General features: G+C 71.5%; 25 protein-coding genes and 1 pseudogene. 11 read left to right on the top strand and 15 right to left on the bottom strand.

Features of this window, described 5'->3' with window-relative positions:
- Positions 1-2: 2 nt before the first annotated feature.
- Complete coding sequence (locus tag ABC304_RS01580) at positions 3-2048, bottom strand: DEAD/DEAH box helicase (protein ID WP_412928569.1); 2046 nt, start codon at positions 2046-2048, stop codon at positions 3-5.
- A gap of 311 nt (positions 2049-2359) precedes the next feature.
- On the opposite strand from ABC304_RS01580, the gene ABC304_RS01575 reads away from it, so the two are divergent.
- The 3 genes and pseudogenes from ABC304_RS01575 to ABC304_RS01565 all read left to right on the top strand — a co-directional run.
- Entirely contained in the window at positions 2360-2968 is a 609-nt protein-coding gene (locus tag ABC304_RS01575) for an antibiotic biosynthesis monooxygenase (protein ID WP_412928568.1), read from the top strand.
- A gap of 2 nt (positions 2969-2970) precedes the next feature.
- Entirely contained in the window at positions 2971-3963 is a 993-nt protein-coding gene (locus tag ABC304_RS01570) for an aldose 1-epimerase family protein (protein ID WP_412928567.1), read from the top strand.
- Positions 3964-4141: 178 nt separating this feature from the next.
- Positions 4142-4825, top strand: a pseudogene (locus tag ABC304_RS01565) (DUF998 domain-containing protein); the annotation flags it as partial.
- A 170-nt stretch (positions 4826-4995) separates the two neighbouring features.
- Here ABC304_RS01565 and ABC304_RS01560 read toward each other — a convergent pair.
- From ABC304_RS01560 to ABC304_RS01540, 5 genes are all read right to left on the bottom strand, one after another.
- Positions 4996-8466 (bottom strand): efflux RND transporter permease subunit, encoded by a 3471-nt coding sequence (locus tag ABC304_RS01560; protein ID WP_412928566.1) that lies wholly within the window; start codon positions 8464-8466, stop codon positions 4996-4998.
- A 109-nt stretch (positions 8467-8575) separates the two neighbouring features.
- Positions 8576-8947 carry a fluoride efflux transporter FluC gene (locus ABC304_RS01555; protein WP_412928565.1) on the bottom strand — a complete coding sequence of 124 codons (372 nt, stop codon included), beginning with the start codon at positions 8945-8947 and terminating at the stop codon, positions 8576-8578.
- Positions 8944-9390 (bottom strand): fluoride efflux transporter FluC, encoded by a 447-nt coding sequence (locus ABC304_RS01550; protein WP_412928564.1) that lies wholly within the window; start codon positions 9388-9390, stop codon positions 8944-8946. The genes ABC304_RS01555 and ABC304_RS01550 overlap by 4 nt, the downstream gene beginning before the upstream one ends.
- Complete coding sequence (locus ABC304_RS01545; protein ID WP_412928563.1) at positions 9387-10421, bottom strand: DNA topoisomerase IB; 1035 nt, start codon at positions 10419-10421, stop codon at positions 9387-9389. The genes ABC304_RS01550 and ABC304_RS01545 overlap by 4 nt, the downstream gene beginning before the upstream one ends.
- Before the next feature lie 3 nt (positions 10422-10424).
- A complete protein-coding gene (locus ABC304_RS01540; protein WP_412928562.1) occupies positions 10425-10694 on the bottom strand; it encodes a DUF7218 family protein in 270 nt (89 codons plus the stop codon).
- A gap of 266 nt (positions 10695-10960) precedes the next feature.
- Here ABC304_RS01540 and ABC304_RS01535 point away from each other — a divergent pair, with 266 nt between their 5' ends.
- The 3 genes from ABC304_RS01535 (at position 10961) to ABC304_RS01525 (ending at position 12873) form a co-directional block, all read left to right on the top strand.
- Positions 10961-11128 (top strand): hypothetical protein, encoded by a 168-nt coding sequence (locus ABC304_RS01535; protein WP_164734570.1) that lies wholly within the window; start codon positions 10961-10963, stop codon positions 11126-11128.
- 48 nt (positions 11129-11176) lie between these two features.
- A complete protein-coding gene (locus ABC304_RS01530; protein WP_412928561.1) occupies positions 11177-11896 on the top strand; it encodes a hypothetical protein in 720 nt (239 codons plus the stop codon).
- A gap of 116 nt (positions 11897-12012) precedes the next feature.
- On the top strand, positions 12013-12873 hold the full coding sequence (locus tag ABC304_RS01525; protein ID WP_412928560.1) for an aldo/keto reductase: 861 nt from the start codon (positions 12013-12015) through the stop codon (positions 12871-12873).
- Between the two features lie 76 nt (positions 12874-12949).
- Here the strand turns inward: ABC304_RS01525 and ABC304_RS01520 are convergent, their stop codons facing one another.
- Complete coding sequence (locus ABC304_RS01520; RefSeq protein WP_412928559.1) at positions 12950-13720, bottom strand: MerR family transcriptional regulator; 771 nt, start codon at positions 13718-13720, stop codon at positions 12950-12952.
- Between the two features lie 160 nt (positions 13721-13880).
- Here ABC304_RS01520 and ABC304_RS01515 point away from each other — a divergent pair, with 160 nt between their 5' ends.
- Both ABC304_RS01515 and ABC304_RS01510 read left to right on the top strand, forming a co-directional pair.
- Complete coding sequence (locus ABC304_RS01515; protein WP_412928558.1) at positions 13881-14801, top strand: DUF4097 family beta strand repeat-containing protein; 921 nt, start codon at positions 13881-13883, stop codon at positions 14799-14801.
- The gene (locus ABC304_RS01510) at positions 14801-15406 is read left to right on the top strand and encodes a PadR family transcriptional regulator (RefSeq protein ID WP_412928557.1); all 606 of its coding nucleotides are present in this window, start codon (positions 14801-14803) and stop codon (positions 15404-15406) included. The genes ABC304_RS01515 and ABC304_RS01510 overlap by 1 nt, the downstream gene beginning before the upstream one ends.
- A gap of 62 nt (positions 15407-15468) precedes the next feature.
- Here the strand turns inward: ABC304_RS01510 and ABC304_RS01505 are convergent, their stop codons facing one another.
- Positions 15469-16014, bottom strand: a complete 546-nt coding sequence (locus tag ABC304_RS01505; protein ID WP_412928556.1) for a universal stress protein — start codon at positions 16012-16014, stop codon at positions 15469-15471.
- Between the two features lie 153 nt (positions 16015-16167).
- Here ABC304_RS01505 and ABC304_RS01500 point away from each other — a divergent pair, with 153 nt between their 5' ends.
- Entirely contained in the window at positions 16168-16365 is a 198-nt protein-coding gene (locus tag ABC304_RS01500; protein WP_127094355.1) for a DUF3073 domain-containing protein, read from the top strand.
- 74 nt (positions 16366-16439) lie between these two features.
- Here ABC304_RS01500 and ABC304_RS01495 read toward each other — a convergent pair whose 3' ends face one another.
- The 3 genes from ABC304_RS01495 to purM form a co-directional block, all read right to left on the bottom strand.
- Positions 16440-17666, bottom strand: coding sequence for an MFS transporter (locus ABC304_RS01495; RefSeq protein WP_412928555.1), 1227 nt, complete (start codon positions 17664-17666; stop codon positions 16440-16442).
- Between the two features lie 84 nt (positions 17667-17750).
- On the bottom strand, positions 17751-19211 hold the full coding sequence (gene purF / locus ABC304_RS01490; protein ID WP_412928554.1) for an amidophosphoribosyltransferase: 1461 nt from the start codon (positions 19209-19211) through the stop codon (positions 17751-17753).
- 8 nt (positions 19212-19219) lie between these two features.
- On the bottom strand, positions 19220-20386 hold the full coding sequence (gene purM, locus ABC304_RS01485; RefSeq protein WP_412928553.1) for a phosphoribosylformylglycinamidine cyclo-ligase: 1167 nt from the start codon (positions 20384-20386) through the stop codon (positions 19220-19222).
- Positions 20387-20447: 61 nt separating this feature from the next.
- Between purM and ABC304_RS01480 the strand changes: the two genes are divergently transcribed.
- Positions 20448-21059, top strand: coding sequence for a zinc-binding alcohol dehydrogenase (locus ABC304_RS01480; RefSeq protein ID WP_412928552.1), 612 nt, complete (start codon positions 20448-20450; stop codon positions 21057-21059).
- A 30-nt stretch (positions 21060-21089) separates the two neighbouring features.
- Here the strand turns inward: ABC304_RS01480 and ABC304_RS01475 are convergent, their stop codons facing one another.
- The 3 genes from ABC304_RS01475 to ABC304_RS01465 are packed head-to-tail and all read right to left on the bottom strand — an operon-like array spanning position 21090 to position 22384.
- Positions 21090-21449, bottom strand: a complete 360-nt coding sequence (locus ABC304_RS01475; protein WP_412928551.1) for a potassium transporter Trk — start codon at positions 21447-21449, stop codon at positions 21090-21092.
- 46 nt (positions 21450-21495) lie between these two features.
- A complete protein-coding gene (locus ABC304_RS01470; RefSeq protein WP_412928550.1) occupies positions 21496-21864 on the bottom strand; it encodes a sterol carrier family protein in 369 nt (122 codons plus the stop codon).
- 28 nt (positions 21865-21892) lie between these two features.
- A complete protein-coding gene (locus ABC304_RS01465) occupies positions 21893-22384 on the bottom strand; it encodes a hypothetical protein (RefSeq protein ID WP_412928549.1) in 492 nt (163 codons plus the stop codon).
- 82 nt (positions 22385-22466) lie between these two features.
- On the opposite strand from ABC304_RS01465, the gene purD reads away from it, so the two are divergent.
- A complete protein-coding gene (gene purD, locus ABC304_RS01460) occupies positions 22467-23738 on the top strand; it encodes a phosphoribosylamine--glycine ligase (protein ID WP_412928548.1) in 1272 nt (423 codons plus the stop codon).
- Positions 23739-23748: 10 nt separating this feature from the next.
- Here purD and ABC304_RS01455 read toward each other — a convergent pair whose 3' ends face one another.
- Positions 23749-24243: a hypothetical protein gene (locus tag ABC304_RS01455; protein ID WP_412928547.1), complete on the bottom strand. Its 495-nt coding sequence runs from the start codon at positions 24241-24243 to the stop codon at positions 23749-23751.
- Positions 24244-24277 lie beyond the last annotated feature (34 nt).

Below are 24277 nucleotides of genomic sequence, written 5' to 3'. Positions count from 1 at the left end.
GCTCAGCGGGTGAGCTCGGCGTCGGTCGGCAGGGTGCCGGCCAGCTCGTCGATCACGTCGTCGCCGGCGCGGGCCTCTTCGAAGGGCGCGTCGATCTCGGCGCGCTCGAGCATCTCGGTCATGCGACGGCGGCGCTGACGCGGGATCAGCGTGACCACGCGCCCGACGGCGCCCGCGCGACCGGTGCGGCCGGAGCGGTGCAGGTACGTCTTGTACTCGTCGGGGGCGTCGGCCTGCACCACCAGGTCGATGTCGTCGACGTGGATGCCGCGGGCCGCGACATCCGTGGCGACGAGCACGCGCACGCGGCCCGAGGTCAGGCGCTCGAGGTTGCGGGTGCGCTTGGCCTGGTTGAGGTCGCCGTGCAGGGCGACCGCGGGGATGCCGGCGTCGGCGAGGTCGTCGGCGAGCATCTCGGCGTAGGCGCGGGTGCGCGCGAACACGAGGGTCTTGCCGTCGCGGTCGACGAGGCGGCGGAGGATCTCGCCCTTCTCGCGGTGGTCGATCACGAGCACGCGGTGGTCGATCGTGCCGGTCTCCTGCGTCTCGCCCGCGACCTCGTAGACGGCCGGGTTCTCGAGGAACTCGTCGACGACGGCGGCGACCTCGCGGTCGAGCGTGGCCGAGAACAGCAGCTTCTGGCTGCCGCCGGGCGTGTGGCGCAGGATGCGCTGCAGCGGCTCGAGGAAACCCAGCTCGCTCATGTGGTCGGCCTCGTCGATGACGACGACGCGGATGTCGGACAGGTCGAGCTTGCGCTGATCGATGAGGTCCTCGATGCGCCCGGGCGTGCCGATGACGATGTCGACGCCCTTGCGGAGCGCCCCGATCTGGCGGCCCTGGGGCACGCCGCCGTAGATCTGCGTCGTGAACAGCCCCACGCTGCGGGCGATGGGCTGCACGGTGCCGTCGATCTGCAGCGCGAGCTCGCGCGTCGGCGCGAGGATGAGCGCGCGCGGCCGCCGGCCGTATTCGCGTCGTCCGCCGCCCTGCGCGCGCAGCACGCGCTCGACGAGCGGTGCGCCGAAGGCGATGGTCTTGCCGGAGCCGGTGCGGCCGCGGGCCAGGATGTCGCGACCGGCGAGCACCTCGGGGATGGTCGCCGCCTGGATCGGGAACGGGGTCGGAGCGCCCAGCTCGACGAGGACGCCGGCGATGTTCTGGCCGAGTCCGAGGTCGGACCAGCCGATCTCGGTCGTCTCCTCGGCCTGGATCGCCTGCGCCTGCAGGCGCTCGTGGACCACGTCGACCGCGTCGCGGTGCGTGCCGGCCGTGCGGGCCTTGTCGTCCCACGAACGCGCGGGGCGGTCGTCTCGGCGGGCCGGGCGGCCATCGTGCCGCGCGGGGCGGTCACCGGCGGAGCGAGCCGGGCGGTCGTTGAACGGGCGGGCCGGGCGGTCGGTGAACGGGCGGGCCGGACGGTCGGTGAACGGGCGGGCCGGACGGTCGTCACGGCGCGCGGGACGCTCGTCACGGCGGGCGGGGCGCTCGTCGAACGAGCGGGCCGGGCGGTCATCGCGACGCGCGGGACGCTCATCGAACGAACGAGCCGGACGGTCATCGCGACGCGCGGGACGCTCATCGAACGAACGAGCCGGACGGTCATCGCGACGCGCGGGACGCTCATCGAACGAACGAGCCGGACGGTCATCGCGACGCGGACGGTCGTCGAAGCTGCGCGCGCCCGAGCCGGCGGGGCGGGACGCGTGGTCGCGGATGCCCCGCGCCTCGTCGCGCCCGGCGCGCTGGGTGGAGGTCCAGCGGGCCTTGGGGGCCGCGCCCTCCTCCTCGGCGCGGTAGCCGCGGTGGCCGGCGCTGCGGCTGCCGGCCTTCGCCGCGCCACCCTTCGCCGACGCGGGCTTCGCCCAGCCCGCCTTCGAGCCGCCCGAACGGACGGGTGCACCCGAGCGTGCGGAGCCGCCCGCCTCGCCGCCGGCGGTGGGGGCGCCGTTGAAGCGCTTGCGGTCCTGGTACGACGACTTCTTCTCGCCGTAGCGCGGCTCGAAGTTCGGTCGTCCGGTAGAGGTCTTCTTCTTGGGGTTGGCCATTGTTCTTCCTGTTCTCACAAAGCAGGAACAGCACTCCGAAACTCCGCATGAGGAGGGGATGCGCGCGCGGACGCGAGCGGCTTCTTGAGGCAGAAGCAGAGGAGCAGGCCGGACGCTGCTGGCCGGCGGGGCCGTTCACTGGATGGTCGTCGGGGCGGATGCGCCCCCACCATCGGCCCGCTGGGACTCACAAAAGCATCCGCGGTTGGCCCGCGGTGTCCGGAGCCGACCCCTCATGGTAGCGGACGCCCCTCACCGAACCCTGAGAACCCGTGCGCCGACGACGGACCGGGATCGGATGGAATGGACGCATGACAGATGCCCCCATCACCGTCGCCATCGAACGGCGCATCGATCCGGAGCAGGCGTCGGTCGCGACGACCTGGATGCAGGCGGGAACCGACCTCGCGGCCGCGTTCGACGGCTTCCTCGGCTCGGGGTGGGTGCGCGCGGGCGAGGGCAGCGACCTCTGGTACATGCTCTACCGCTTCCGCGACATCCCCACGCTCGAGGCGTGGGAGCAGTCCTCGCAGCGCACCTGGTGGCTCAACTCAGGCCGCCCCTTCGCCCGCGAGGTGCGCATCGAGCGGCGCAGCGGCATCGAGGGCTGGTTCGACGCCCCGTTCGCGACCCACGTCGAGTCGCGGACGCCCGGCTCCCCTCTCGATGCTGCGACCACCGGCCCGATCGTGCAGCCCATCCCCGCGGCGCCGCCGCGCTGGAAGCAGGCGGTGACCATCTGGCTCGGATTCTTCCCCGTGAACCTCCTCGCCTCGTGGCTGCTGGGCTTCGTGCCGGGGTTCGGAGCCTGGCCGCTGGTCGTGCGCGTGCTGCTGACGACGGTCCTGCTCACTCCCGTCATGACCTACCTCGTCCTACCCTGGGTGACACGGCTGCTCCGGCCGTGGCTGCAGAGGTGATCATGACGACATCCATCCCCGCCGATCCGACCGGCCGGCGCTTCCGCCTCGTCTCACCCGATGGGCGGGTGGCCGCCCAGGTGGCCCAGGTCGGAGCATCCCTCCGCTCCCTCGAGGTCGGCGGACGAGCACTCATCCCCCCGTACCCCGACGACGTGCCCACGCCGTCGGCCTCCGGCATCACGCTCGTGCCGTGGCCGAACCGCATCCGCGACGGCAGATGGACGCAGCGCGGCGAGACGCGGCAGCTCCCCATCACCGAGCCGAAGACCGGCAGCGCCTCGCACGGACTTCTGCGGTTCATGCCCTACCAGCCGACGGATGCTGCGGCCGACATGTCCGCGGTGACGGGCGGCCCCGCAGCGGCAGCCGAGTCCGCGGCGGCATCCTCCATCACCCTCGCGGCGACGGTCTTCCCGCAGACCGGGTATCCGTTCCACCTCGAGACGAGCGTGCAGTACACCGCCACGTCGGACGGCATCGCCGCGACGCACCGGCTCACCAACGTCGGACGCGAGGATGCACCGGTCGCCCTCGGCATCCACCCGTACTTCTGCCTCGGCGGCGTCGACACGGCCGACCTCGCGCTGACGGTCCCCGCCGCATCGTTCTTCGAGCTCGACGAGCGCCTGCTCCCGGTCGCCGAGCGTCCCGTCGATGCGGGCAACGACCTCCGCTCCCCCCGCCGCGTCGGCGACCTCGACCTCAACGTGGCGTACGGCGAGCTCACCCGCGACGCCGACGATCGCGTGCGCTGCGTCCTCGAGGCGCCCGACGGGCAGCGGGTGACCCTGTGGCTGGGCGCCGGATTCGATCACGTGCAGGTGTTCACGATGAACACCTACCCCGGCCAGGATCTCGCGCTGGCGCTCGAGCCGATGACCGCGCCTCCCGACGCGTTCAACTCCGGTCAGCACCTCCGCTGGCTGACGCCCGGCGAGACCTGGGAGCTGAACTGGGGGGTGGAGCATACCCCCTCGACCGATCACGTGTAGGGAATGCACACCGGTCTCGAGCAATCGCTAGCGGAATATTCAGGAGAATCCGGTATTGTCTGGCGTAAGAGTCGCACTGGGGACGACTAACGATCGATCAGTGGCCCCGACCACGGATTCGGCGAGAGGCGTCGAGGGGAATCCTTGATCGGAGCACTGTTGGCGAAGTGGTGCACGAATGACTCTGGTTCTCTCTCCGACGGCCCCCGGCCATCCCCCGCATCCGGCGACCGCTGAGATCGCCCCGATGCCGGCGGTGGCGCAGCCGCTGCCGGCCACCGCCGTCGGCCTGCACCCTCGGGCCGATCCCGAGCGCACCCCGGCCGTGCAGCTCTTCGTCGGTATCTCCGTGCTCCTGGTCGCCGGCATCGGAACGGCGATCATCACCGCTCCCGACCACCAGTGGTGGTACCTCTACTTCAGCCAGCTCGGCACCGTCGCGGTGTTCTCGGGCTTCTCCTTCAACACCACGCTGCTGGCCGCCGGCGTGCTGATCTTCCTCCTCTCCCGCCGCGTGCGCGAGGAGATGCACGAGCACGCCGTGCGCCGCCGCACCCACCGCCGCGGACCCGCGCTCGTCTCCGGCCTCATCGCCTCCCTCGGACTCCACCTCGCCGTGGTCGGTCTCGTCCCGATCAACACCGTCAAGCCCGTGCACGACCTCGCCGCGCTCGGCATCACGTTCTCGTTCCTCGTGCTGCTGATCGTCACGCCGATCTACGTGCCCGGCCTGCGCCGTCGCCTCGTGCTCAAGAACGTCCCGACCGGCATCCTCCTGGTCGGCGGATTCGTCGTCATGACGTGCGGTGTCATCAACCTCACGCTCTTCGAGTTCATCGCGTTCGCCTCGATGTTCCTCTGGCTCTGGCTGTTCTTCGGCCACATGGCACCGGCACGCACCACAGAGCGGGCCGCCCGCCGCCGTGTGCGCCGCGGCCTGTCCATCGTCGCCGCGGCGCCCGCCGCCGCGCACGACGTCGCGCGCACGTTCGTGTGGTCGTCCGTCGGGGCTCCCGCCCCGACCTCCGCGACCTACGCCCTGTCGACCCCGTCGGTGTCGGGATCGGTTCCGCTCCGCGGCTCCCGCGTCTCGTCGACGGCGCCGCGCGTCGTCGTCTCGGAGGCGTCCTCCACCGCGCTGTCCGCGCCGGTCCCGGCTCCGCCCGCGGTGCTGAAGTCCATCCCCGAGCCGGTCGCCGCCGTTTCGGCGCCGGTCGCCGCCGTATCGGCCCCGGTCCCGGTCGTCGGTGCCGCGGCATCCGTCATTCCCTCGTCGTGCTCCAGCACCGCGACCGACGACAGCGGGCGCGTGCGGTCGTCGGCCTCGAGGATGCGCCGCTCGCGGCGCGTTGCGGGCACGGCGGCGTCGACGCGTCCGTCGTCGAGGCCGTCTAGGTCGATGCCGCCGGCGGCATCGCGGTCACCGCGCCTGCGGGCGGTCCTGCGTTCGCGCGCACCCTCGACGAGGTTGTAGAGCGTCGGCAGCACCACCAGGGTCAGGACGGTCGAGGAGATCAGTCCGCCGATCACGACGATCGCCAGTGGCTGGGAGATGAACCCGCCGTGCCCGGTGATGCCGAGGGCCATCGGCGTCAGGGCGAAGATCGTCGCCAGCGCCGTCATGAGGATGGGCCGGAGCCTGCGCGAGCCGCCCGCGATCGTGGCGTCGTGCGCCGACAAGCCGCGCGAGCGGTACTGGTTGACGAGGTCGACGAGCACGATCGCATTCGTCACGACGATGCCAATCAGCATCAGCACGCCGATCAGCGAGGCGACGCCCAGCGGCACGCCGGTCGCGATCTGCAGGAGGATCGCGCCGGTGGCGGCAAACGGCACCGACACCAGGAGAAGCAGCGGCTGACGGAGCGACTTGAATGTCGCGACCATGACGATGTAGACGATGAGGATCGCCGCGAGCAGCGCAAGCCCGAGCTGCGAGAAGGCGTCCTGCTGCTGCGAGAGCACGCCGCCGACCTCCGCCCACGCGCCCGTCGGCAGCTCCGTGTCGGCGAGCGCGGTGCGCACCGTGGCGGAGGCGGCGTTGAGGTCGTCACCCGAAGGCGTGGCGGTGATCGTCGCGGTGCGCTGGCCGCGCTGCGTGGTCACCGACGTCGGACCCTCGCTCTGCTGCACCGTCGCCACGTCGCCCAGCGTCAGCACACCGGACGCCGACGGGATGCTGAGCGCGCGCAGCTCGTCGATCGTCAGCGGGGTCTGGGCGGCGGCGAGGTACACGGTGAGTCCGGTGCCGTCGATCTCGACGGTCCCGATCCGCTGCGGCTGCATGGCGCCCGACACGATGCCGCCGACGGCGACCTCCGACAGCCCGAGACCCGCCGCCTTCGCCCGGTCGACCTGCACGGCGATGTACGGGAGGGAGGCGGCCAGGTTGCTCGTCACCTGGCCGATGCCGGGCTGCCCGCTGACGGCGGACACCACGGCGTCCGTCGCGTCCTGGAGCGTCTGCTGATCGGGTGCGGAGACGTCGATGGCGATGTCGCTGGAGCCGAAACCGCCGCCGGAGCCGGCCACGGTGAAGGTGCCGGCATCCGGGATCGCCGACACCTCCTCCTGCACCCGCTCGCGCAGCGCGACCTGGTCGACACCGGAGTCGGTCGTGATCGAGTAGGTGATGCCGGAGGAGCCGCCGCTGAAGGCGTCGCGCAGGGCCGAGCCGCTCGAGCCGATCGACACCTGCACGTTCTCGACGCCGCCGATGGCGCGCAGCTTCTCCTCGACGCCCTCCGATGCGGCGTCCTCGGCGTCGAGGCTCGGTGCCGGTCCGACGTCCTGGGTCATGGTGAAGGTGTTCTGACCCGAGTCGCCGAGGAAGTTGGTCTTCATGAGAGGCGCCACGACGATGGTGCCGCCGAGCACGACGACGGCGGCGATCAGGGTGATGGCCGAGTGGCGCAGCGTCCAGCGGAGGATCGGCAGGTAGGCCTCCTGCAGGCGCGTGAGCGCGGCATCCGGGGACTCGGGGTCGATGGGAGCGCCCTGGGCATCCCGCGCGGCCTTGCCCGGCCGCAGCAGCCAGAAGGCCAGCACCGGCACGATCGTCAGGGCGACGAAGAGCGAGGCGACCATGGCGATGGTCACGGTCAGCGCGAACGGCCGGAACAGCTCGCCCGTGACGTCGCCGACGAAGGCGATCGGGAGGAAGACCGCGACCGTCGTGATGGTCGATGCGGTGATGGCGGCCGCCACCTCGCGCACGGCGAGCTTGATCGAGGCGAGCTTGTCGGCGTCGCCGACATAGTGCCGCTTGATGTTCTCGATGACGACGATGGAGTCGTCCACCACGCGTCCGATGGCGATCGTGAGCGCGCCGAGCGTGAGGATGTTGAGCGAATAGCCGAACGCCTGGATGCCGATGAAGGTGATCAGCACGCTGGTCGGGATCGAGATCGCCGTGACCAGGGTGGAGCGCACCGAGAGCAGGAAGAGCAGGATCACCAACACCGCGAAGACGAGGCCGAGGAGCCCCTCCTGGGCGAGCGAGTCGATGGACTGCTGGATGTAGGGCGCCTGGTCGAATACGACGGTGAAGGTCGCGCCGCCGAGCGACTGCTCGAGGTCGGGGATGGCGGCCAACACGCCGCGCGACACGTCGACGGTGTTGGCGGCGGGGAGCTTGGTCACGGCGATCGTCAGGGCGGGCTCGCCGTTGACCCTCGAGATGGAGGTGACCGGGTCGGTGTCCTGCGTGACGGAGGCCACCTGGCCGAGCGTGAGGGCTCCGGCCTGGAACTGCTGCGCATCGGTGGGCACCAGCGGGAGGGCGGAAAGCTCGTCGATCGTCGTGATCTTCAGACCGGTCTGGACGGTCAGCGTCTGGTCGCCCTCGGTGATCGTCCCGCCCGGGAAGAGCACGCCGTTCTGGTCGAGCACGTCGCGGATCGCCTGGGTGGAGTAGCCGGCCGCGGCGAGCGCGGTCTGGTCGGGTGTGATCGTGATGCGCGAGCCCTGACCGCCGACGATCTGCGCCGCGTTGACGCCGGCGACGTCCTCCAGCTCGGGCAGAACCGACGCCTCGAGCTGCTGCTGGATCGTCTTCTCGTCGCTGTAGCCGGTGACCGCGAGCTGGATGACGGGGAAGTCGTCGAAGCTCGCCGAGATCACGTTCGGCTCGACGCCGCCGGGGAGAGTGCTCTGGATGCGGTTGATCGCCTGGAGGATCTTCTGCTCCGCGGTCGCCAGGTCGGTGCCGTAGGTGAACGACGCTGACACGATCGAGGCGTTGGTCGTGCTGGTCGCGCTGCTGGACTCGAGTCCGGGAACACCTTGGATCGCCGTCTCGATCGGCGTCGACACGTCGTTCTCGACCACCTCGGGCGAGGCCCCGGGGTAGTTCGAGACGATCGCCAGCTGCGGGAACTCGATCGACGGGATGAGCTCCTGCTTGAGGCTCGTCAGCGCGATGCCCCCGAAGATCGCCGCGACGATCGTGATGAGGGCGATGAGCGCGCGGTTCCGCAGGCTCAGGAGGGCGAGATTCGACACGGTCGACCTTCGATGATGTGCGGCAGGGCGGCGGCGAGCCGCCGATCCGATACGCGGATGTATCGGGAGGGCCAGTATCCCACGGGCTCCCTGGGCGTCGGCCGCCGTCTCAGGCCGCGAGCGCCTGCCCGACGAGCACGCCGAGCCCGGCCGCCGCGACGCACGCGAGGGCCGTCCCGACGAGGTTCCCCCAGGCCTGGCCCGCCCTGCGCTCCTCGCCGAGCAGCCACGACTCGACCGCGACCGCGGAGAACGTCGTGTAGCCGCCAAGGAGCCCGGTGCCGATGATCGCGCTGAGCTCCGCCGACAGGACCGCCCCCGTCGCGGCGCCGAGCGCGAACGAGCCGGAGATGTTCACCAGCAGGATCCCCCACGGGAAGCGCCGTGGGACGAGCCGGCGCACGCCGGTGTCGACGAGATACCGCAGCCCCGCCCCCGCTCCGCCGGCGACGCCGATCGCGATCAGCAGCAGGGGGCTCATTCCGCCTCCTCCGGCGCGTCGACCTCGTCGCGACGGGCGCCGAGGCGGCGTCCGCACCGCACGCCGACGCCGGCCAGCGCGAAGCCGATGGCGACGCTCACCAGCGCGAGCCCGACCGACAGCCACGTTGACCACGACGACACCGTGACGGTCTGCACGGCGAACGCCGAGTAGGTCGTGAAGCCGCCCAGCACGCCGGTGCCGAGGAAGGCGCGGGCGGAGGGATGCCGCGGCCCCAGCACCCCGACGACGAGCCCGAGCGCGAAGGCGCCGACGAGGTTGATCACGAGCGTCACGAGCGGGACGGCGAGGGTCGCATCGTCGGTCCCGGTCTGCCAGGGGAACACGAGAGCCGCCCGCGCCGCGGTGCCGAGCGCACCGCCGAGCACCACCCAGCCGAGGATGCGCGAGTCCACGCGCGGGGCGGGTGGGGCGGTCGTCACCGCTTCACGGTACTCCGCCGCCGCCGCCGGCCCCGCGCGCCGTCGGCCGTCACGGGACGGTCGGCGGCGTCGCCGAGGATGAGGGTGCGGATGGCCGCATCGCGCGATCCCTCCAGCGACATCAGGTGACCCTTCCGGTACTCGGTGAACACGCGCGGGTCGATGTAGCTGGCGCGGGCGACGCTCGGGGTGTTGCCGAGCGCGTCCGCGGTGGCACGGACGGCCAGCTTCTCTGCGCGCGCGAGGTCCTTCTTCGTGTCGACCGTGCCGATGCGGGCGAGGGCGTCGGCGGCGCTCACCGTCCCGCGCAGCGTGCGGAAGTCCTTCGCGGTGAAGGGTCCGCCCGTCAGCGCACGCAGGTGCGCGTTGACGTCACCGGCGCTGAGCGCGACGCGCGACCGCTTGCGGCGGTAGGCGAGGAGCGGCGCGGTGGGCCGCCCGGCCTTCAGCTCGGTGATCGCCTCCGCCAGCAGGGGGTCGTCGATGCGCAGCAGAGCCCGCTTGCCGCTCTTGGCGGGGAACGAGAGGGTCACGATCGACCCGTCGACCTCCGCATCCCGGCGCTGGAGCGTGGTGAGCCCGCGGCTGCCGTTGGCCTTCAGGTAGGCGGTCGATCCGACGCGGGGCGCCGCCTGATCGAGCAGGCGGAAGGCGACGCCGAGCACGCGCTCGCGGGACAGCCCCTCGGTGCGCAGCGCCTGCGTGACACGGGCGCGGGCACGGGGAAGGGATGCTGCGAGGTCCAGTGCGCGGGCGAACTTGCCCTTGTCGCGGTCCTCGCTCCAGGTCGGGTGGTACATGTACTGCTTGCGGCCGGCCGCATCGGTTCCGACGACCTGGATGTGGCCGTCCGGGCGCGCGCTGATCCAGACATCCGTCCAGGCCGGCGGGATGACGAGCGCGCGGATGCGCACGTCGTCCTTGGCGCCCACCCGTTTGCCGCGGGCGTTGACGAATTGGTGTCCCTCGCCGACGCGGATGCGGGTGTATCCGGGGTCGACGAACGGCACGACCCGACGCAGCTTCGCCATGCGTCAGTGCTCGCGCAGCATGGAGATGAGTTCGGCCTTGCGCTTGCCCGAGTAGCCCGAGATGCCGAGCTCCTTGGCCCGCGCGCGCAGATGCGCGACGGTCCAGTCCTCGTAGTCGCCCGAGGACCCTCCGCGCCGGCCGACGCTCTTGCGCCCGTCCCGGGCCGCGGCGTTCGCGATGCGCGCGGCCTTCTCCTTCGAGTCCCCCTGCGCGCGCAGCGCCTCGTACAGCTCGAGGTCCTTCACACTGTTCGATCCACGACCGTCCGGCATCGCGTCCTCCCTCTCCGACGGGCCGCGCGCAGCGCGACCCTCGCGTCCCGACGATAGGGCGCGCCGCCCGTGTCGCGGTCAGGGCTTGACACCATCCCGGGGAGGGATCGGGTTCGCGGCATTCAGGTTTCTCCCAGGTACCACCGAAGAGGTCCGCTCGCAAGGCCCTCGTCCGCACGGTCGACGCGTGCGAGCGTGATGATGTGCCCCGTGCGGCACCGTGTGCAGACACCCCCCTGCACCGAACGACGGAGAAGGAGCCTCCTATGAACCTCGCCCTCATCATCATCATCGTGATCGCGGTCGTCCTTGCGATCTTCGGTGGCCTCAACAGCGCGCTCTCGTGGCTGCTGTGGGTGGCGCTCATCGTGGGAGTGATCGCTCTGATCGTCTTCCTCTTCCGCGTCATCACGGGAGGACGCAACCGCGTCTGACCCGGACACCCGGCCGAACCCCCTACCCTTCGGGTGGGGGGTTTCGTCATGTCGGGTGCCGGTTCGCGGAAGACGTCGAAGACGGGGGACGGCGCTCGGCTTCTCCCGGAGCACCGCTGGCCGCCGGCCGTCGCCGTCCTGGTCGTGCTGCTGCTGTGGGCGCTGCTGCCCAGCGCGTTCTACACCTGGCTGCGGTTCGGCGCGGTCGGGCTGGCCCTCGCGGCGCTCGTGCCGCTCATCATCTTCAACCCGCACCGCCTGAACCGCGAGGAGCGATGGTCACGTGCCCTGTCGCTCGCGCTCTCGCTGTCGTTGCTCATGATCAATCAGGTGCTGCTGGTGCAGCTCATCTACGAGCTCATCGCGAGCCCACCCAGTGGCGGCGGTCTCATCCTGCTCGCCGCCCTGCAGGTGTGGGCCACCAACGCGATCGTGTTCGCGCTGGTGTTCTGGGAGATCGACCGCGGTGGCCCCGTGGCCCGCGGCATCCGTTCGAGAGCGGACCTCACGCCCGCCGACTTCCGCTTCCCGCAGGACGAGGACCACGACGCGGTCACCGAGGTCGCCGCGCGCTCCTCGCAGATCGCGGGCTGGCGGCCGCGGTTCTTCGACTACCTCTATTCCTCGATGACGGACGGCATCGCGTTCTCCGCCGCCGATGCGATGCCGCTCACGCACCGCGCCAAGCTCTTGATGGCCATCCAGGCGCTGTCGGCCTACATCCTCGGCCTGCTGGTCGTCGCGCGAGCCGTCGCCGCGATCGGCTGAACCGGTGTCGTCGGGCCTGCGGCCATGAGACGTCCGCGGGCCGCGCGCAACCCCTGTGCCCGACCGGGTAGCGGCAGGAAGAGTGGATGTTCCCCATCGTCCCCGGAAGGACACCCATGAAGCGACGCAACATCGGCACCCACGAGGTCAGTGCGATCGGACTCGGCGGCATGCCGATGTCGATCGAGGGCCGACCCGACGAGGGACGCTCGATCGCCACCATCCACGCCGCGCTCGACGCCGGCGTCACCCTCATCGACACCGCCGACGCGTACCACCTCCACGCCGACGAGGTCGGCCACAACGAGGAGCTCATCGCCAAGGCGCTGCGTTCGTACGGCTCGGGCGCCGCCGACGTGCTCGTCGCGACGAAGGGCGGGCACCTGCGTCCCGGCGACGGGTCGTGGACGGTCGACGGTCACCCCGACTACCTGAAGGAAGCGGCGAAGGCCTCGGCCCGCCGGCTGGGCGTGGACGCCATCGGGCTGTACCAGTTCCACCGTCCGGACCCCTCGGTGCCGTACGCCGAGTCGGTGGGCGCGATCCGCGACCTGCTCGACGACGGCGTCATCCGAATGGCCGGGATCTCGAACGCCGACGTCGCACAGATCGACGAGGCCAACGAGGTGCTGGGCGGTCGGCTCGTCTCGGTGCAGAACCAGTTCTCTCCGGCCTTCCGCTCGAGCCTCGGCGAACTCGAGCACTGCGCCTCGCTCGGCATCGCCTTCCTCCCGTGGTCGCCTCTCGGGGGGATCTCCAAGGCCGGTGAGCTCGGGGAGAACCACGCCGCCTTCGCCCGCGTGGCCGAGGCGCGCGGCGTGAGCCCGCAGCAGGTCACCCTGGCGTGGGAGCTGGCTCTGGCGGCGATCGTGGTGCCCATTCCGGGGGCCTCCCGGCCGGAGAGCATCCGCGACTCCGCACAGGCACCCGACCTGGAACTCACCGACGACGAGCTGCGCGAGCTCATGGCCGACTGACGGCCGGCACGACGGCCCCCGAGCACCGCTGCGCCGTGGCGCCGATGCTCGGAGGCCGTCGTGCCTGTGCGACCCGCTAGAGGTTCGCCTCGGCGTGGAGCCGCAGCGCGTCGCGCACGAGTCGTGCGCCCGTCAGATCGCCCTCCGCCACGGCATACCGCGCGCTGAACCGCGGATCGACGACGTACATCTCGCCGAGGCCGACGACGTAGGCCCGGCCGTCGCCGTCCGGGTCGGCCAGCGGCGTCCCCGGCACCGACCGCAGCCAGGCGACGTGCCGCGCGGCGAGCGCCTGGGCGACCTCGCCCTCGGGCGCCTCCCCGGACGCCGCCGCGGCGATCCAGTCGGCCTCCATCGCGCGCAGCCGCGCCTGGAAGTCCCGACGGTCGTGGGGTCCCATCCCCGTCCACCAGGCGTCGCCGACGGCGACCGCCCGCTCACCCCAGCGCTCGCGCACCTCGTCCGCGTACCGGGTGTGGTCGAATCCGTCGAACATGTCCTCCGCCATGAGCGGTGCTCCTCTCCTTCTCGTGTCGATCGTCGTGCGCACCGACGCGATCAGCCGCGCGGTGCGCTCCTGCTCCTGCTCCAGCCAGTCGAGGTGCGCGCGCAGGGCGTCCTCCTCCGAGACCTCCCGCCCCAGCACCTCCGCGATATGCGGCAGGCCGAGTCCCAGCTCGCGCAGCAGCAGGATGCGCTGCAGCCGGACGAGGGCGTCCTCGTCGTAGCGCCGGTAGCCGTTCGCCCCCACACTCGACGGCGGGAGCAGCCCGACGGCGTCGTAGTGCCGCAGGGTGCGGCTCGTCGTGCCCGTCAGCCGGGCCACATCTTGAATGGTCCACTCCATAGCGCCTCCTCTCGATGGGGACGACGTTAGAGCTTGACGCTGCGTCAAGGTCAAGCGATTGATCTGAGAGAACTCCGAACAGATGTTGACGAGACGCGATATATCGTGTCTACTGGTCCTACTCGCGATATATCTCGAGTCTGACACGAAGGAGCACCCCATGACCCTCGAGAAGTGGCTCATCCACCCCGGCGAGACCCGCGTCATCGACATCGACGGCATCCGCGCCCTCAAGGTGGGTCTCGTCGGCGGCCAGATCGACGTGGTCGCCCACGACGAGTCCGGCGTCCGCATCGAGGTCCACGGCGTCACCGTCAAGGACCTCCGCATCGAGGCCACCGGCGATCAGCTGGAGATCGACCACCCGCAGCTGCGCTGGGACAACTTCCTCGAGGTCTTCCGCAACTTCGGCGCCGGCGGGCCCAAAGCCGAGATCAGCGTCGCGGTGCCGCGCGACATCGCCCTCACCCTGGGCGTGGTCAGCGCGAGCGCGCTCGTCTCCGGCATCCGCCACGACGCCAAGCTCAACACCGTCTCCGGCGACATCATCGTCGACGGCCTCACCGGCGACCTCACGGTCAACGCCGTCTCGGGCGACGTCTCCGCCCGGCACGTCGTCGGCTCCCTGAACGCGAACAGCGTGTCGGGAGACGTCGCGATCACCGGCACCGTCCGCAAGGCGACCATCGACACCGTGTCCGGAGGCATGCTCGTCGACTCGGACGGCGACATCCAGGTCGTCGGCCTCAACACCGTCAGCGGTGACGCCACCGTCCGCCTGTCCGAGGGCGTTCCCGCCAACTACGTCGTGCGCAGCGTCAGCGGACGCGTGCAGATCGACGGCGTCGTGCAGTCCGGCAGAGGCACGGGACCGACCACCAACTTCGCCGGCTCCGTCGGCGAGCTCAGCGGATCCTTCGCCGACATGCGCATCAACTCCGTCTCGGGCGACATCACCGTGCTGCGTCAGCCCGCGGAAGTGGATGCCGCGGCATCCGTCCCCGTGGAGGCGGCGACCGAAGAGCAGCGCCGACCGGTCGAGAGCCCCGTGAGCGCCGTCGACGACGGGCAGGCGTGGTGATGAGTCCCGTCTTCTCCCACGGCGACCTGCGCCTCTACCTGCTGAGCCTCCTCGACGAGGCTCCCCGCCACGGCTACGACATCATGCAGGCCCTGGCCGACCGCACCGGCGGCACTTACACCCCCAGCGCGGGCACGATCTATCCGCGACTGTCGAAGCTCGAGGACGACGGCCTGGTCACCAAGACCGTCGACGGACGGAAGACCGTCTACGAGATCACCGACGCGGGCCACGCGGAGGTCGCCTCGCGCTCCGGCGACCTCGAGGGCATCCAGGCGGGGCTCGCCGACTCGGTCCGCCTGATCGCCGACGAGGTGCGCGGGAGCGTCCGCGAGGCCATGAAGAGCCTGCGCGCCGACCTCGCCTCCGCGCGGGATCAGCAGCAGGAACCGCCGGCACCCGCGCGCGCCGACGACCCGCGCTTCGCCGGACGCGAGCAGCTCCACCGCGCCGACGTCGCGATCAACGCCTTCCGCGCGCGCGTGCGCAGCGACCTCCGGCTGTTCACCGCCGGCGGCGGCGTGATCGAGGCCGAGGTGGTCGACCGGCTCACCGCCGCACTCGACGAGGCCGGCCGCGAGGTCACGCGCGCATTGCAGCGCTGACGGACCCGTCTGGGGGAGCTCCGCCGGGGGCTCCCCTCAGACGGCTTCTCACGAGGGCCTGATCAGACCGCGTCGGGCCAGATGTCCTGATCATCGGCGACCGGATCGCCCAGCGGCACGACGAGCACCGGCCGCTGCTGACGGTGCGCGAGCCGCGCCGCGACCGCGCCGGTGAAGAATTCCCGGATCGACTCGCCGAGCCCGCGCCGCCGGGTGCCCACGACGATGAGCCGCGCGTCCACGTTCTCTGCCAGATGCTTGATGGCCAGCGCGGGATCGCCGATGAGCTGGCGCACCGACCACTCGACGGCCCGGCCGTCCAGCGCGGTCCGCGCGAGCTCGGTGACGGCGGCGAGCTCCGCAGAGCCGACTCCGCCCTCCGCGTCCAGCGGTGCCGAGTGCACGTAGCCGTCCGGGTCCTCGTACGTCACGAAGCGCGTGACGTCGACGTGCACCACTAGCAGGTGCACCCCCAGCAGAGCCGCGTAGCGCCCCGCCTCGCGGACGACCCGCGACGACTGACCGGGCACGACGCCCGCGATGACCGCGCCGCGCAGAGCGGCGTCGTCGACACCGGGCGCGGGGACGGCAGATGCCTCTTCCGACATGTGTTCCGCCTCACCTTCGGGGAGTGGCCGTGGCCGCAGGGGACCGGGGTCTCCGTGATATCCTGGATGCTACTCTTACCGGCTTCGGACCGGATTCGTGAATGCGGCGGGACTGCGAAACATCCCGCGTCTGTAGAAGATGAGGGGTCTCGCATGGGTCGTGGCCGTCAGAAGGCGAAGCACACAAAGATCGCCCGTGAGCTCAAGTCGTTCAGCCCGAGTGTGAACTACTCCGCTCTGGAGCGTGAGCTGCACCCCGAAGGTGAAGACCTCTACGTCGACAAGTGGGCCGACGACTACGAAGAGGACGAAGACGAGACGACTCCGGTCTCCTCGTCCTCCCAGGTCTGATCCCCAGCCGCATCAGCGCGTGAGCGCGGCTGACCGGCGTTCGTCGTGCCCGCGGGTCGAGACAGCGGGCACGCTCACCAGGCACCGTGGCGTCTGCTCCACTCCTCCTCGATGGTGATCGTCCGCGACGCCACGACGCCGACCGGGATCGCGCAGGCGATGACGCCGCCCATCACCAGCAGCGGCACGGTCCACCCCGCCGTCGCGTCGTGCAGCAGGCCGACGCCGAGAGGGAACACCGCGGCGATGCCGTAGCCCACGCTCTGCACGAACCCGCTGAGCGCCACCGCGCCTTCGTGCGTGCGCGAGCGGAGTCCGACGAGCACGAGCATCATCGGGAACAGCAGCGGCGCGAGACCCAGCAGGGCGGTCCAGAGCCACGGCGCGGCCGCGGGCGCGAGGAGGAATCCGGCGATGCCGGAAAGCCCGGTCGCGGCGGCGACCCCGAACAGGATGCGCGTCGCACCGCGCCGCGTGACCAGCAGCGGCACGGCGATCGATGCGGGGACGCCCATGCCGGCGAAGAGCGAGAGCAGCACCCCGGCCTCTGCGGGCGTCACTCCCGAGATGTCGACGAGGATCGAGGGCAGCCACGCGAAGGACGTGTAGGCGATCGTGCTCGAGACGGCGAACCCGATCGTGATGGCCCACGCCAGCGGCAGGCGCCACATGCGGCGGAACACCCCGGGCATGACCTCGGTCGGGTCGGCCCGCTCGGCGTCGCGGCGCCGCAGGGTCATGCCGATCCAGGGGACCGTCGCCACGAGCGCGAAGACGGCCCACATGCCCAGCGACAGCCGCCAGTCGGCGGCGTCCGCCACCGGCACGGCGACCAGCGGCGGCAGCAGGGTGGCCAGGGTCATCGTCGTGGTGAAGATCGTGGTGAGCACCCCGATCCGGTCGGGGAAGTACCGCCGCACGAGCGGCGGCAGCAGGATGTTGCCCGTGCCCACCGCGGCGAACATGGCCGCCGTGCCGGCCAGCAGCAGGCCGGCGTCGGGGGCGAGACTGCGCGCGACGAGACCGACCGTGACGACCGCCATGGCCGCGGTCGCGAGCGCCTCGAGCCCGAACTTCCGCTCGAGCGCGGGCGTGGCGAATCCGAAGATCGCGTAGCAGACCGGTGGCACCGTGCCGATGAGGCCCGCGATCGCCGCGGGCACGGGGAAGTCGTCCTGGATGTGGCCGATCAGCGGCGACAGCGAGGCGACGGCGGAACGGAGGGAGAACGCGAAGAGCACGATGCCGACGAGGGCGAGTGCCCTTCCCCGCCAGAAGGGACGGGGAGGAGCAGAGATCACTCCCCCCACACTATGGGGCCGGGCGCACCGCCGGCGCCGCGCGGCTCGACCATGGCGCCGGGCGCACCGCCGGCGCCGCGCGGCTCAGCTCTCCTGCGAGTTCTCCACCCAGTCGAGGTACTCGGCGCTCACCGTGCCGGTGACGTAGCGGCCGTCGAAGCAGCTCATGTCGAGGTCGTCGAGGTCGGAGCCCTCCAGGATGGCGGCCTTGAGGTCCTCCACCTCCTGATAGACGAGGTAGTCGGCACCCAGCTCCTCGGCGATCTCGGGGATCGTGCGACCGTGTGCCACCAGTTCTTGGCGCGACGGCATGTTGATGCCGTAGACGTGGGGGAAGCGCACGGGCGGGGCGGCGGAGGCGAACGTGACGGACTTCGCTCCGGCATCCCTCGCCATCTGGATGATCTCCTTGCTCGTGGTGCCGCGCACGATCGAGTCGTCGATGAGCAGCACGTTCTTGCCCTTGAACTCGCTCGACATCGCGTTGAGCTTCTGGCGCACGCTCTTCTTGCGCACCGCCTGCCCGGGCATGATGAACGTGCGGCCGATGTAGCGGTTCTTGTAGAACCCCTCGCGGTACTCGAGCCCGAGCTTGCGCGCCACCTGCATGGCCGCGGGGCGCGACGAGTCGGGGATCGGCATGACGACGTCGATGGAGCCCGACGGCGTGTACTTCGCGATGGTGTCGGCGAGGCGCTCACCCATCCGCAGGCGCGCCTCGTAGACCGAGACGCCGTTCATCTCCGAGTCGGGCCGCGCGAGGTAGACGTACTCGAACGAGCACGGCGCCAGCGTCGGCGACGGCGCGCACTGCTTCGTGTGCAGGCGTCCGGCGAGGTCGATGAAGATGGCCTCGCCCGGCAGGACGTCGCGGACGACGTCGAAGCCGGCGTTCTCCAGGACGAGCGACTCGGATGCCACGACCCACTCGTAGCCGCCGGCATCCGAGTGCCGCGTGCCGAGGATGAGCGGGCGGATGCCGAACGGATCGCGGAAGGCGAGGAGCCCGTAGCCCGCGATCAGCGCGATCGCGGCGTAGGACCCCTCGACGCGCTCGTGCACGCGGGAGACCGCGGCGAAGACCTGCTCGGGGTCGAGCTCGAGACCCGCCATCTCGGTCTGCAGCTCGCTGCCCAGCACGTTCACGAGCAGCTCGGTGTCGGAGCTCGTGTTGAGATGCCGGCGATCCTTGTGGAACAGCTCGTCGGTGAGCTCACGGGTGTTGGTGAGGTTGCCGTTGTGCACGAGGACGATGCCGTACGGCGCGTTCACGTAGAACGGCTGCGCCTCCTCCTCATTGCTCGCGGTGCCCTTCGTGGCGTAGCGGACGTGTCCGAGTCCGATTTCGCCCAGCAGCGTGCGCATGTCGCGCGTGCGGAAGGCCTCGCGCACCATGCCCTTCTGCTTGTTGATGTGGAAGACGCCGCTGGCCTCGGCCGTGGCGATGCCCGTGGAGTCCTGCCCGCGATGCTGCAGGAGGAGGAGCGCATCGTAGATCTCCTGGTTGATCGGCCCCTGGCCGACCATTCCGACGATTCCGCACACGGTCCGACTCAGCTCCCGTCCGCGAATGCGCCCACCAGGCGCACCGCTCCGCCGTCGACGCCCTTGGCGCCCTGCGTGTAGTCCCCCGCCGGCCGCGCTTGCGACTGGACGCTGCCCACCTGCCACGTCGCGATCCCGTCGGCCGAGAGAGCGGATGCCGCGGCCTCCGCCTGCTCGGCGGCGACGACCGCGAGGAAGCCGATGCCGAGGTTCCAGGTGCCCTCGGTGGCCGACAGATCGAGTCCGCCGAGGTCGGCGAGCACCCGGAAGACCGGGGACGGCGACCACGTGGACCGGTCGACGTCGACCCACGTGCCCTGCGGCAGCACCCGCGCGAGGTTCGCGGCGATGCCGCCGCCCGTGACGTGGCTGAGCGCGTGCACGCCGCCGCCGAGGGTCGAGACGAGACGGAGGAGCGGTGCGGTGTAGAGCCGCGTGGGCTCCAGCAGCGCTTCTCCCCACGTCGTGCCGTCTGCGCCGAGATCTGCGGCGCGGTCGCCGTAGGAGATGCCCGCGCCCGTGACGATGTGGCGCACCAGCGAGTAGCCGTTGGCGTGCAGGCCGCTGGAGGCGAGCGCCAGCACCACGTCGCCGGGGCGCACGCGCTCCGCTCCGAGGATGCCGGACTCCTCGACGACGCCCGTGGCGGCTCCCGCCACGTCGTAGTCCTGAGGGCCGAGCAGGCCGGGGTGCTCCGCGGTCTCACCGCCGACCAGGGCGGTGCCGGTCTCGTGGGCGCCGCGCGCGATGCCGGCGACGATGTCGGCGATGCGCTGGGGCACGACCTTGCCGCACGCGATGTAGTCGGTCATGAAGAGGGGCTTCGCGCCCACCACGACGATGTCGTCGACGACCATGCCGACGAGATCGATGCCGATCGTGTCGTGCTTGTCGATCGCCTGGGCGATCGCGACCTTGGTGCCGACGCCGTCGGTGCTGGTCGCGAGGATCGGCCGCTCGTAGGCGCGCAGCGCGCTCGCGTCGAAGAGGCCGGCGAAGCCGCCGACGCCGCCGCGGACCTCGGGTCCGTGCGTGCGCTTGACGGCCGACTTCATCAGCTCGACGGCGAGGTCACCCGCCTCGGTGTCGACGCCCGCGGCGCTGTACGGATCGCGCGGCGCGGAGTCGCCGGAGGATGAGGAGGGGGTGGGGGGTTCGGTGGAAGCAGAGGCCACCGGGACAGCCTACCGGCGGTGGCCGCGGCCCGAGGTGCGAGCCCACCGGTACCATGGGCGCATGGTCGGCGCCGGCGCACCGGAGTGGGTGATCCGCGAGGACGCGGGACAGCCCGTGCTCCTCGCGCTGTATCTGCGCCAGGTGATGTCCCTCCGCTCCCCCGAGGAGCTCCCCCAGCTGCGCGGCCTCCCCGCAGCGCGGGTGGACCGGCTCGAGTCGGACCAGGCGGCGCTCGAACGCCAGTGGCGCGAGTACTGGGCCATGACCGTGGAGCCGCAGGCGCATCCGTCCCCCGTCCCCCTCGAACTCGTCGACGGCTTCGAGACGCTCATCGCCCTGCCGTCGGCGGGCTTCGACGAGCTGCGCGCGGCGATGGCACCGCACGCCGACGCCGCGCTCGCGTTCTCGCGGGCGGCGCACTCCCGCTACCGGCGGGAGGCCACCGCCAAGCCCGGCGTCTCCTACCGCGCGTACGCCAGCGCCATCGCCGAGCACGAGCGCCGGGTCGGCCGCCGCGCGCACTCGTTCGAGCTCAACGTGCAGGTGCTGCCGCTGGCCCAGCGTGGCGTCTGGTGGATCGGATCCCTGACGATCGCGGTCACCGACGGCCTCCGCGGAGACGTCGCCGCCTTCGACTCGGCGATCCACCCGATCATCGCCGAGCTCGCCTGAACCGCGGCTCGCCTGAACCGCCGGGGCGGATCAGTCGAGGTAGCGGGCGCGCTCCCGGTCGGCCGTGACCTCGCGGGTGCGGCTCCCGATGGTGCGGTCGAGCACGAGGGCCACGAGTCCGCCGAGCAGGATGCCGACGGAGACGCAGATGAGGCCGACGAAGCCGAAGACCTGCATCGGCGAGTAGACGACGCCCGTGTTCGGGCTGAGCTCGTCGACGCCGCTGAACGAGAACGTCAGGATCGCCGCGACGATGACGCCGATGATGCCGCCCGCGACGAGGAACACCGCGTACTTCGGCGCGCGACGGACGGTCACGGTGACGATCTGCTCGTCGATCACCGGACGGGGCTCGTCGGCGGAGGATGCGGGGTCCTGCGGAAGGGACATGCGTCCATTCTCTCACCGGCCGGACGCCGTGGCCTCGCGACGGCGGTCAGGGACGGAGGGGCAGCACGGCGGTGAGATCGGCGCGCACGCCGGAGGCGAGGATGCGACCGGATGCCGCGGCATCCGCCCACTTCTCGGTGCCGGTCGCAAGCGCGATCCACGTCAGGGCGTCGGTCTCGACCACGTTCGGCGGGGTGCCGCGCGTGTGACGCGGACCCTCGATCACCTGCACGGCGCCGAACGGCGGCACGCGCACCTCCACCGCGTGACCGGGCGCCTTCTCGGCGAGCAGCTGGAGCAGGTAGCGGACGGCGGTGGCCAGCTCGGTGCGGCCGGGCTTCGCCTCGGCGGCCACGGCATCGGCGACTGCGGTCAGCGCGGCGCGCCCTGCGACGGTGTCGATCTTGCGCGGCATCCGTCCACGCTACGCGTTCGCGGCTCGCTCAGCGCGGGGTCGCGTCGGGCTGATCGCGGTTCGGCGGCCGCCAGATGCGTCCGGGCTTCTTCACACGCGCGAGGTCCTCCGCCTCGTGCACCCACCGCGGGATGTCGTCGTTGCCCGGCGTGAAGGGATCGCGGTTCAGCGCGGTGTCGTGCTCCGCGCTGTGCCGCTGCGCGCGCCCCGCCCAGATGCGGGCGAGGGTCATCGACAGCACGGACGCGATCAGCAGCCCGGCGCCGACGAAGATGGCGGCGTACACGGCGAACACCACCAGCAGACCCGACAGTCCGGTCGACATCGGGCCCCCGGGCTCCTCCGTCATGCCGGCGACGCCGGTCATGATGATCGCCAGGGTGAGACCGCCGAGCAGTCCGAACAGGAGGAAGCGCTCGTAGCGCGGGGCCGCGTGCACGTGCACGGGAAGGACTTCGCGGTCGACGATGCGCTCGTGCTCGAAGCCGGAGTCGTCCCCATCACTGCGGCGAGCTGCCATGGCTCCATTGTCGCACCGCGGGGCGGAGTCGGCACCGACTTTCCGGCCGGTCCGCCCGTGCGCCCCTCGCTAGGCTGACGGGGTGAGAATCCTGGTCCTCGGCTCGGGCGCGCGCGAGCACGCCATCCTCCAGTCGCTGCGCTCGGAGGAGGTCGCCCACGACCTCTTCGCGGCCCCCGGCAACGCCGGCATCGCCGAGATCGCCGAGATCGTCGACGTCGATCCCGTCAGCCCTCAGGCCGTGACGGAGTACGCCAACGACGCCGACATCGACCTCGTGGTGATCGGCCCCGAGGCCCCGCTCGTCGCGGGCGTCGCCGACGCGCTGCGCGAGCGCGGTATCCCCGTGTTCGGCCCCGGGCGCGCAGCCGCGCAGCTGGAGGGCTCCAAAACCTTCGCCAAGAGGGTGATGGATGCCGCGGGTGTGCCCACCGGCCGGGCCGTGCGTGCGCACACGACCGCGGAGGTCGCCGCCGCGCTCGACGACCTGGGCGCACCGTACGTCGTGAAGGCCGACGGCCTCGCCGCCGGCAAGGGCGTCATCGTCACCGAGGACCGCGACGCCGCCGTCGCCCACGCCGAGTCCTACCTTCCGGCCGGAGCGGTGCTCATCGAGGAGTTCCTGTCGGGACCGGAGATCTCGCTGTTCTTCCTCAGCGACGGCGATCACGTGCTGCCACTCAGCCCGGCACAGGACTTCAAGCGTCTCCGTGACGGCGACGAAGGCCCCAACACCGGCGGGATGGGCGCCTACTCGCCCCTCCCCTGGCTGCTGGAGCGGTTCGACGGCGAGGCGGAGTTCGTCGCGCACATCACGCGCACGGTCGCCGAGCCGGTCATCCGCCGTCTCGACGCCGAGGGCACGCCCTTCATCGGGCTGCTCTACGCCGGCCTCATCGTCACCGACGACGGCGTCAAGGTCATCGAGTTCAACGCCCGCTTCGGCGACCCCGAGACGCAGGTCGTGCTGCCGCGGCTGCTCGATCCCCTCTCCGAGCTGCTGCTGGCCGCGGCATCCGGCACCCTCGAGGACCGCCCCGCACCGGCCTTCGCCGACGCGGCGGCCGTGACCGTGGTGCTCGCGAGCGAGGGCTATCCCGAGAAGCCGGTGACCGGCCGGATCCTCGAGGGAGTGGATGCCGCGGCCGCCCGCGACGGCGTGCACATCGCGCACGCGGCCACCGCCCGCACGGCCGACGGCCTGGTCGCGACCGGCGGCCGCGTCCTCAGCGTCGTCGCGCTCGGCACGACGTTCGCCGAGGCCCGGGAGCGCGCGTACGCCGCCCTGGGCGACATCCAGCTGGAGGGCGGTCAGGCGCGCTCCGACATCGCGGCGGGCATCAGCGAGCGCTGAGACCCTCGGCTCAGGTCGGGCCGGCCAGCAGCCGGATCCAGCCGGAGGAGATCGCGTCGGCGTCCGTGAAGCTGAGCTGCACGACGCCGCGGTGGTCGCCGATCGAGACCGACTCGGAGAACGGCTCGTCGCAGGCCATCCACCCGCGGGCGAGCTCCGTGCGGGGCCCATCTGTCGAGGCGGTGAACAGCGCGTAGGAGACGCGGTCTCCGGTGCACGCCCCCTCCAGCCGCAGCGGGGTGTCGCCGATCGCGCCGGAGACGACGTTCGCGCCGGAGGGGACGCCGCTCGGTCCCGCGTCGACGAACTCCGCCCTGGCCAGTTCGTCCGCCGTCGTCGGCGGCGGCGTCACCTCGGCGACCGCGGTCGGTGACGCCGTCGGGACGGCGGTCGGCGCGACCTCCGCCTCTCCGGGGGCGGAGCATGCCCCCATCACGAGAGCGAGAGGAAGGGCCACCAGGGCCCCACCGGTCACGCGGGCACGGGTGCGCTGCAGTCCGGTCATCACTCCACGCTGGCACGGCGTGGGCGCCGGCGGA

Source organism: Microbacterium jepli, from assembly GCF_047237905.1.
Taxonomy (GTDB): Bacteria; Actinomycetota; Actinomycetes; order Actinomycetales; family Microbacteriaceae; genus Microbacterium.
This window is presented reverse-complemented; position numbering and strand designations above follow the sequence as displayed.

Bases quoted from the DNA above. Each gene is read 5' to 3' on its own strand.
- ABC304_RS01580 (WP_412928569.1), bottom strand. From the start codon at position 2,048: ATGGCCAACCCCAAGAAGAAGACCTCTACCGGACGACCGAACTTCGAG.
- ABC304_RS01575 (WP_412928568.1), top strand. From the start codon at position 2,360: ATGACAGATGCCCCCATCACCGTCGCCATCGAACGGCGCATCGATCCG.
- ABC304_RS01570 (WP_412928567.1), top strand. From the start codon at position 2,971: ATGACGACATCCATCCCCGCCGATCCGACCGGCCGGCGCTTCCGCCTC.
- ABC304_RS01555 (WP_412928565.1), bottom strand. From the start codon at position 8,947: ATGAGCCCCCTGCTGCTGATCGCGATCGGCGTCGCCGGCGGAGCGGGG.
- ABC304_RS01545 (WP_412928563.1), bottom strand. From the start codon at position 10,421: ATGGCGAAGCTGCGTCGGGTCGTGCCGTTCGTCGACCCCGGATACACC.
- ABC304_RS01540 (WP_412928562.1), bottom strand. From the start codon at position 10,694: ATGCCGGACGGTCGTGGATCGAACAGTGTGAAGGACCTCGAGCTGTAC.
- ABC304_RS01535 (WP_164734570.1), top strand. From the start codon at position 10,961: ATGAACCTCGCCCTCATCATCATCATCGTGATCGCGGTCGTCCTTGCG.
- ABC304_RS01530 (WP_412928561.1), top strand. From the start codon at position 11,177: ATGTCGGGTGCCGGTTCGCGGAAGACGTCGAAGACGGGGGACGGCGCT.
- ABC304_RS01525 (WP_412928560.1), top strand. From the start codon at position 12,013: ATGAAGCGACGCAACATCGGCACCCACGAGGTCAGTGCGATCGGACTC.
- ABC304_RS01520 (WP_412928559.1), bottom strand. From the start codon at position 13,720: ATGGAGTGGACCATTCAAGATGTGGCCCGGCTGACGGGCACGACGAGC.
- ABC304_RS01515 (WP_412928558.1), top strand. From the start codon at position 13,881: ATGACCCTCGAGAAGTGGCTCATCCACCCCGGCGAGACCCGCGTCATC.
- ABC304_RS01510 (WP_412928557.1), top strand. From the start codon at position 14,801: ATGAGTCCCGTCTTCTCCCACGGCGACCTGCGCCTCTACCTGCTGAGC.
- ABC304_RS01505 (WP_412928556.1), bottom strand. From the start codon at position 16,014: ATGTCGGAAGAGGCATCTGCCGTCCCCGCGCCCGGTGTCGACGACGCC.
- ABC304_RS01500 (WP_127094355.1), top strand. From the start codon at position 16,168: ATGGGTCGTGGCCGTCAGAAGGCGAAGCACACAAAGATCGCCCGTGAG.
- ABC304_RS01480 (WP_412928552.1), top strand. From the start codon at position 20,448: ATGGTCGGCGCCGGCGCACCGGAGTGGGTGATCCGCGAGGACGCGGGA.
- ABC304_RS01475 (WP_412928551.1), bottom strand. From the start codon at position 21,449: ATGTCCCTTCCGCAGGACCCCGCATCCTCCGCCGACGAGCCCCGTCCG.
- ABC304_RS01470 (WP_412928550.1), bottom strand. From the start codon at position 21,864: ATGCCGCGCAAGATCGACACCGTCGCAGGGCGCGCCGCGCTGACCGCA.
- ABC304_RS01465 (WP_412928549.1), bottom strand. From the start codon at position 22,384: ATGGCAGCTCGCCGCAGTGATGGGGACGACTCCGGCTTCGAGCACGAG.
- ABC304_RS01455 (WP_412928547.1), bottom strand. From the start codon at position 24,243: ATGACCGGACTGCAGCGCACCCGTGCCCGCGTGACCGGTGGGGCCCTG.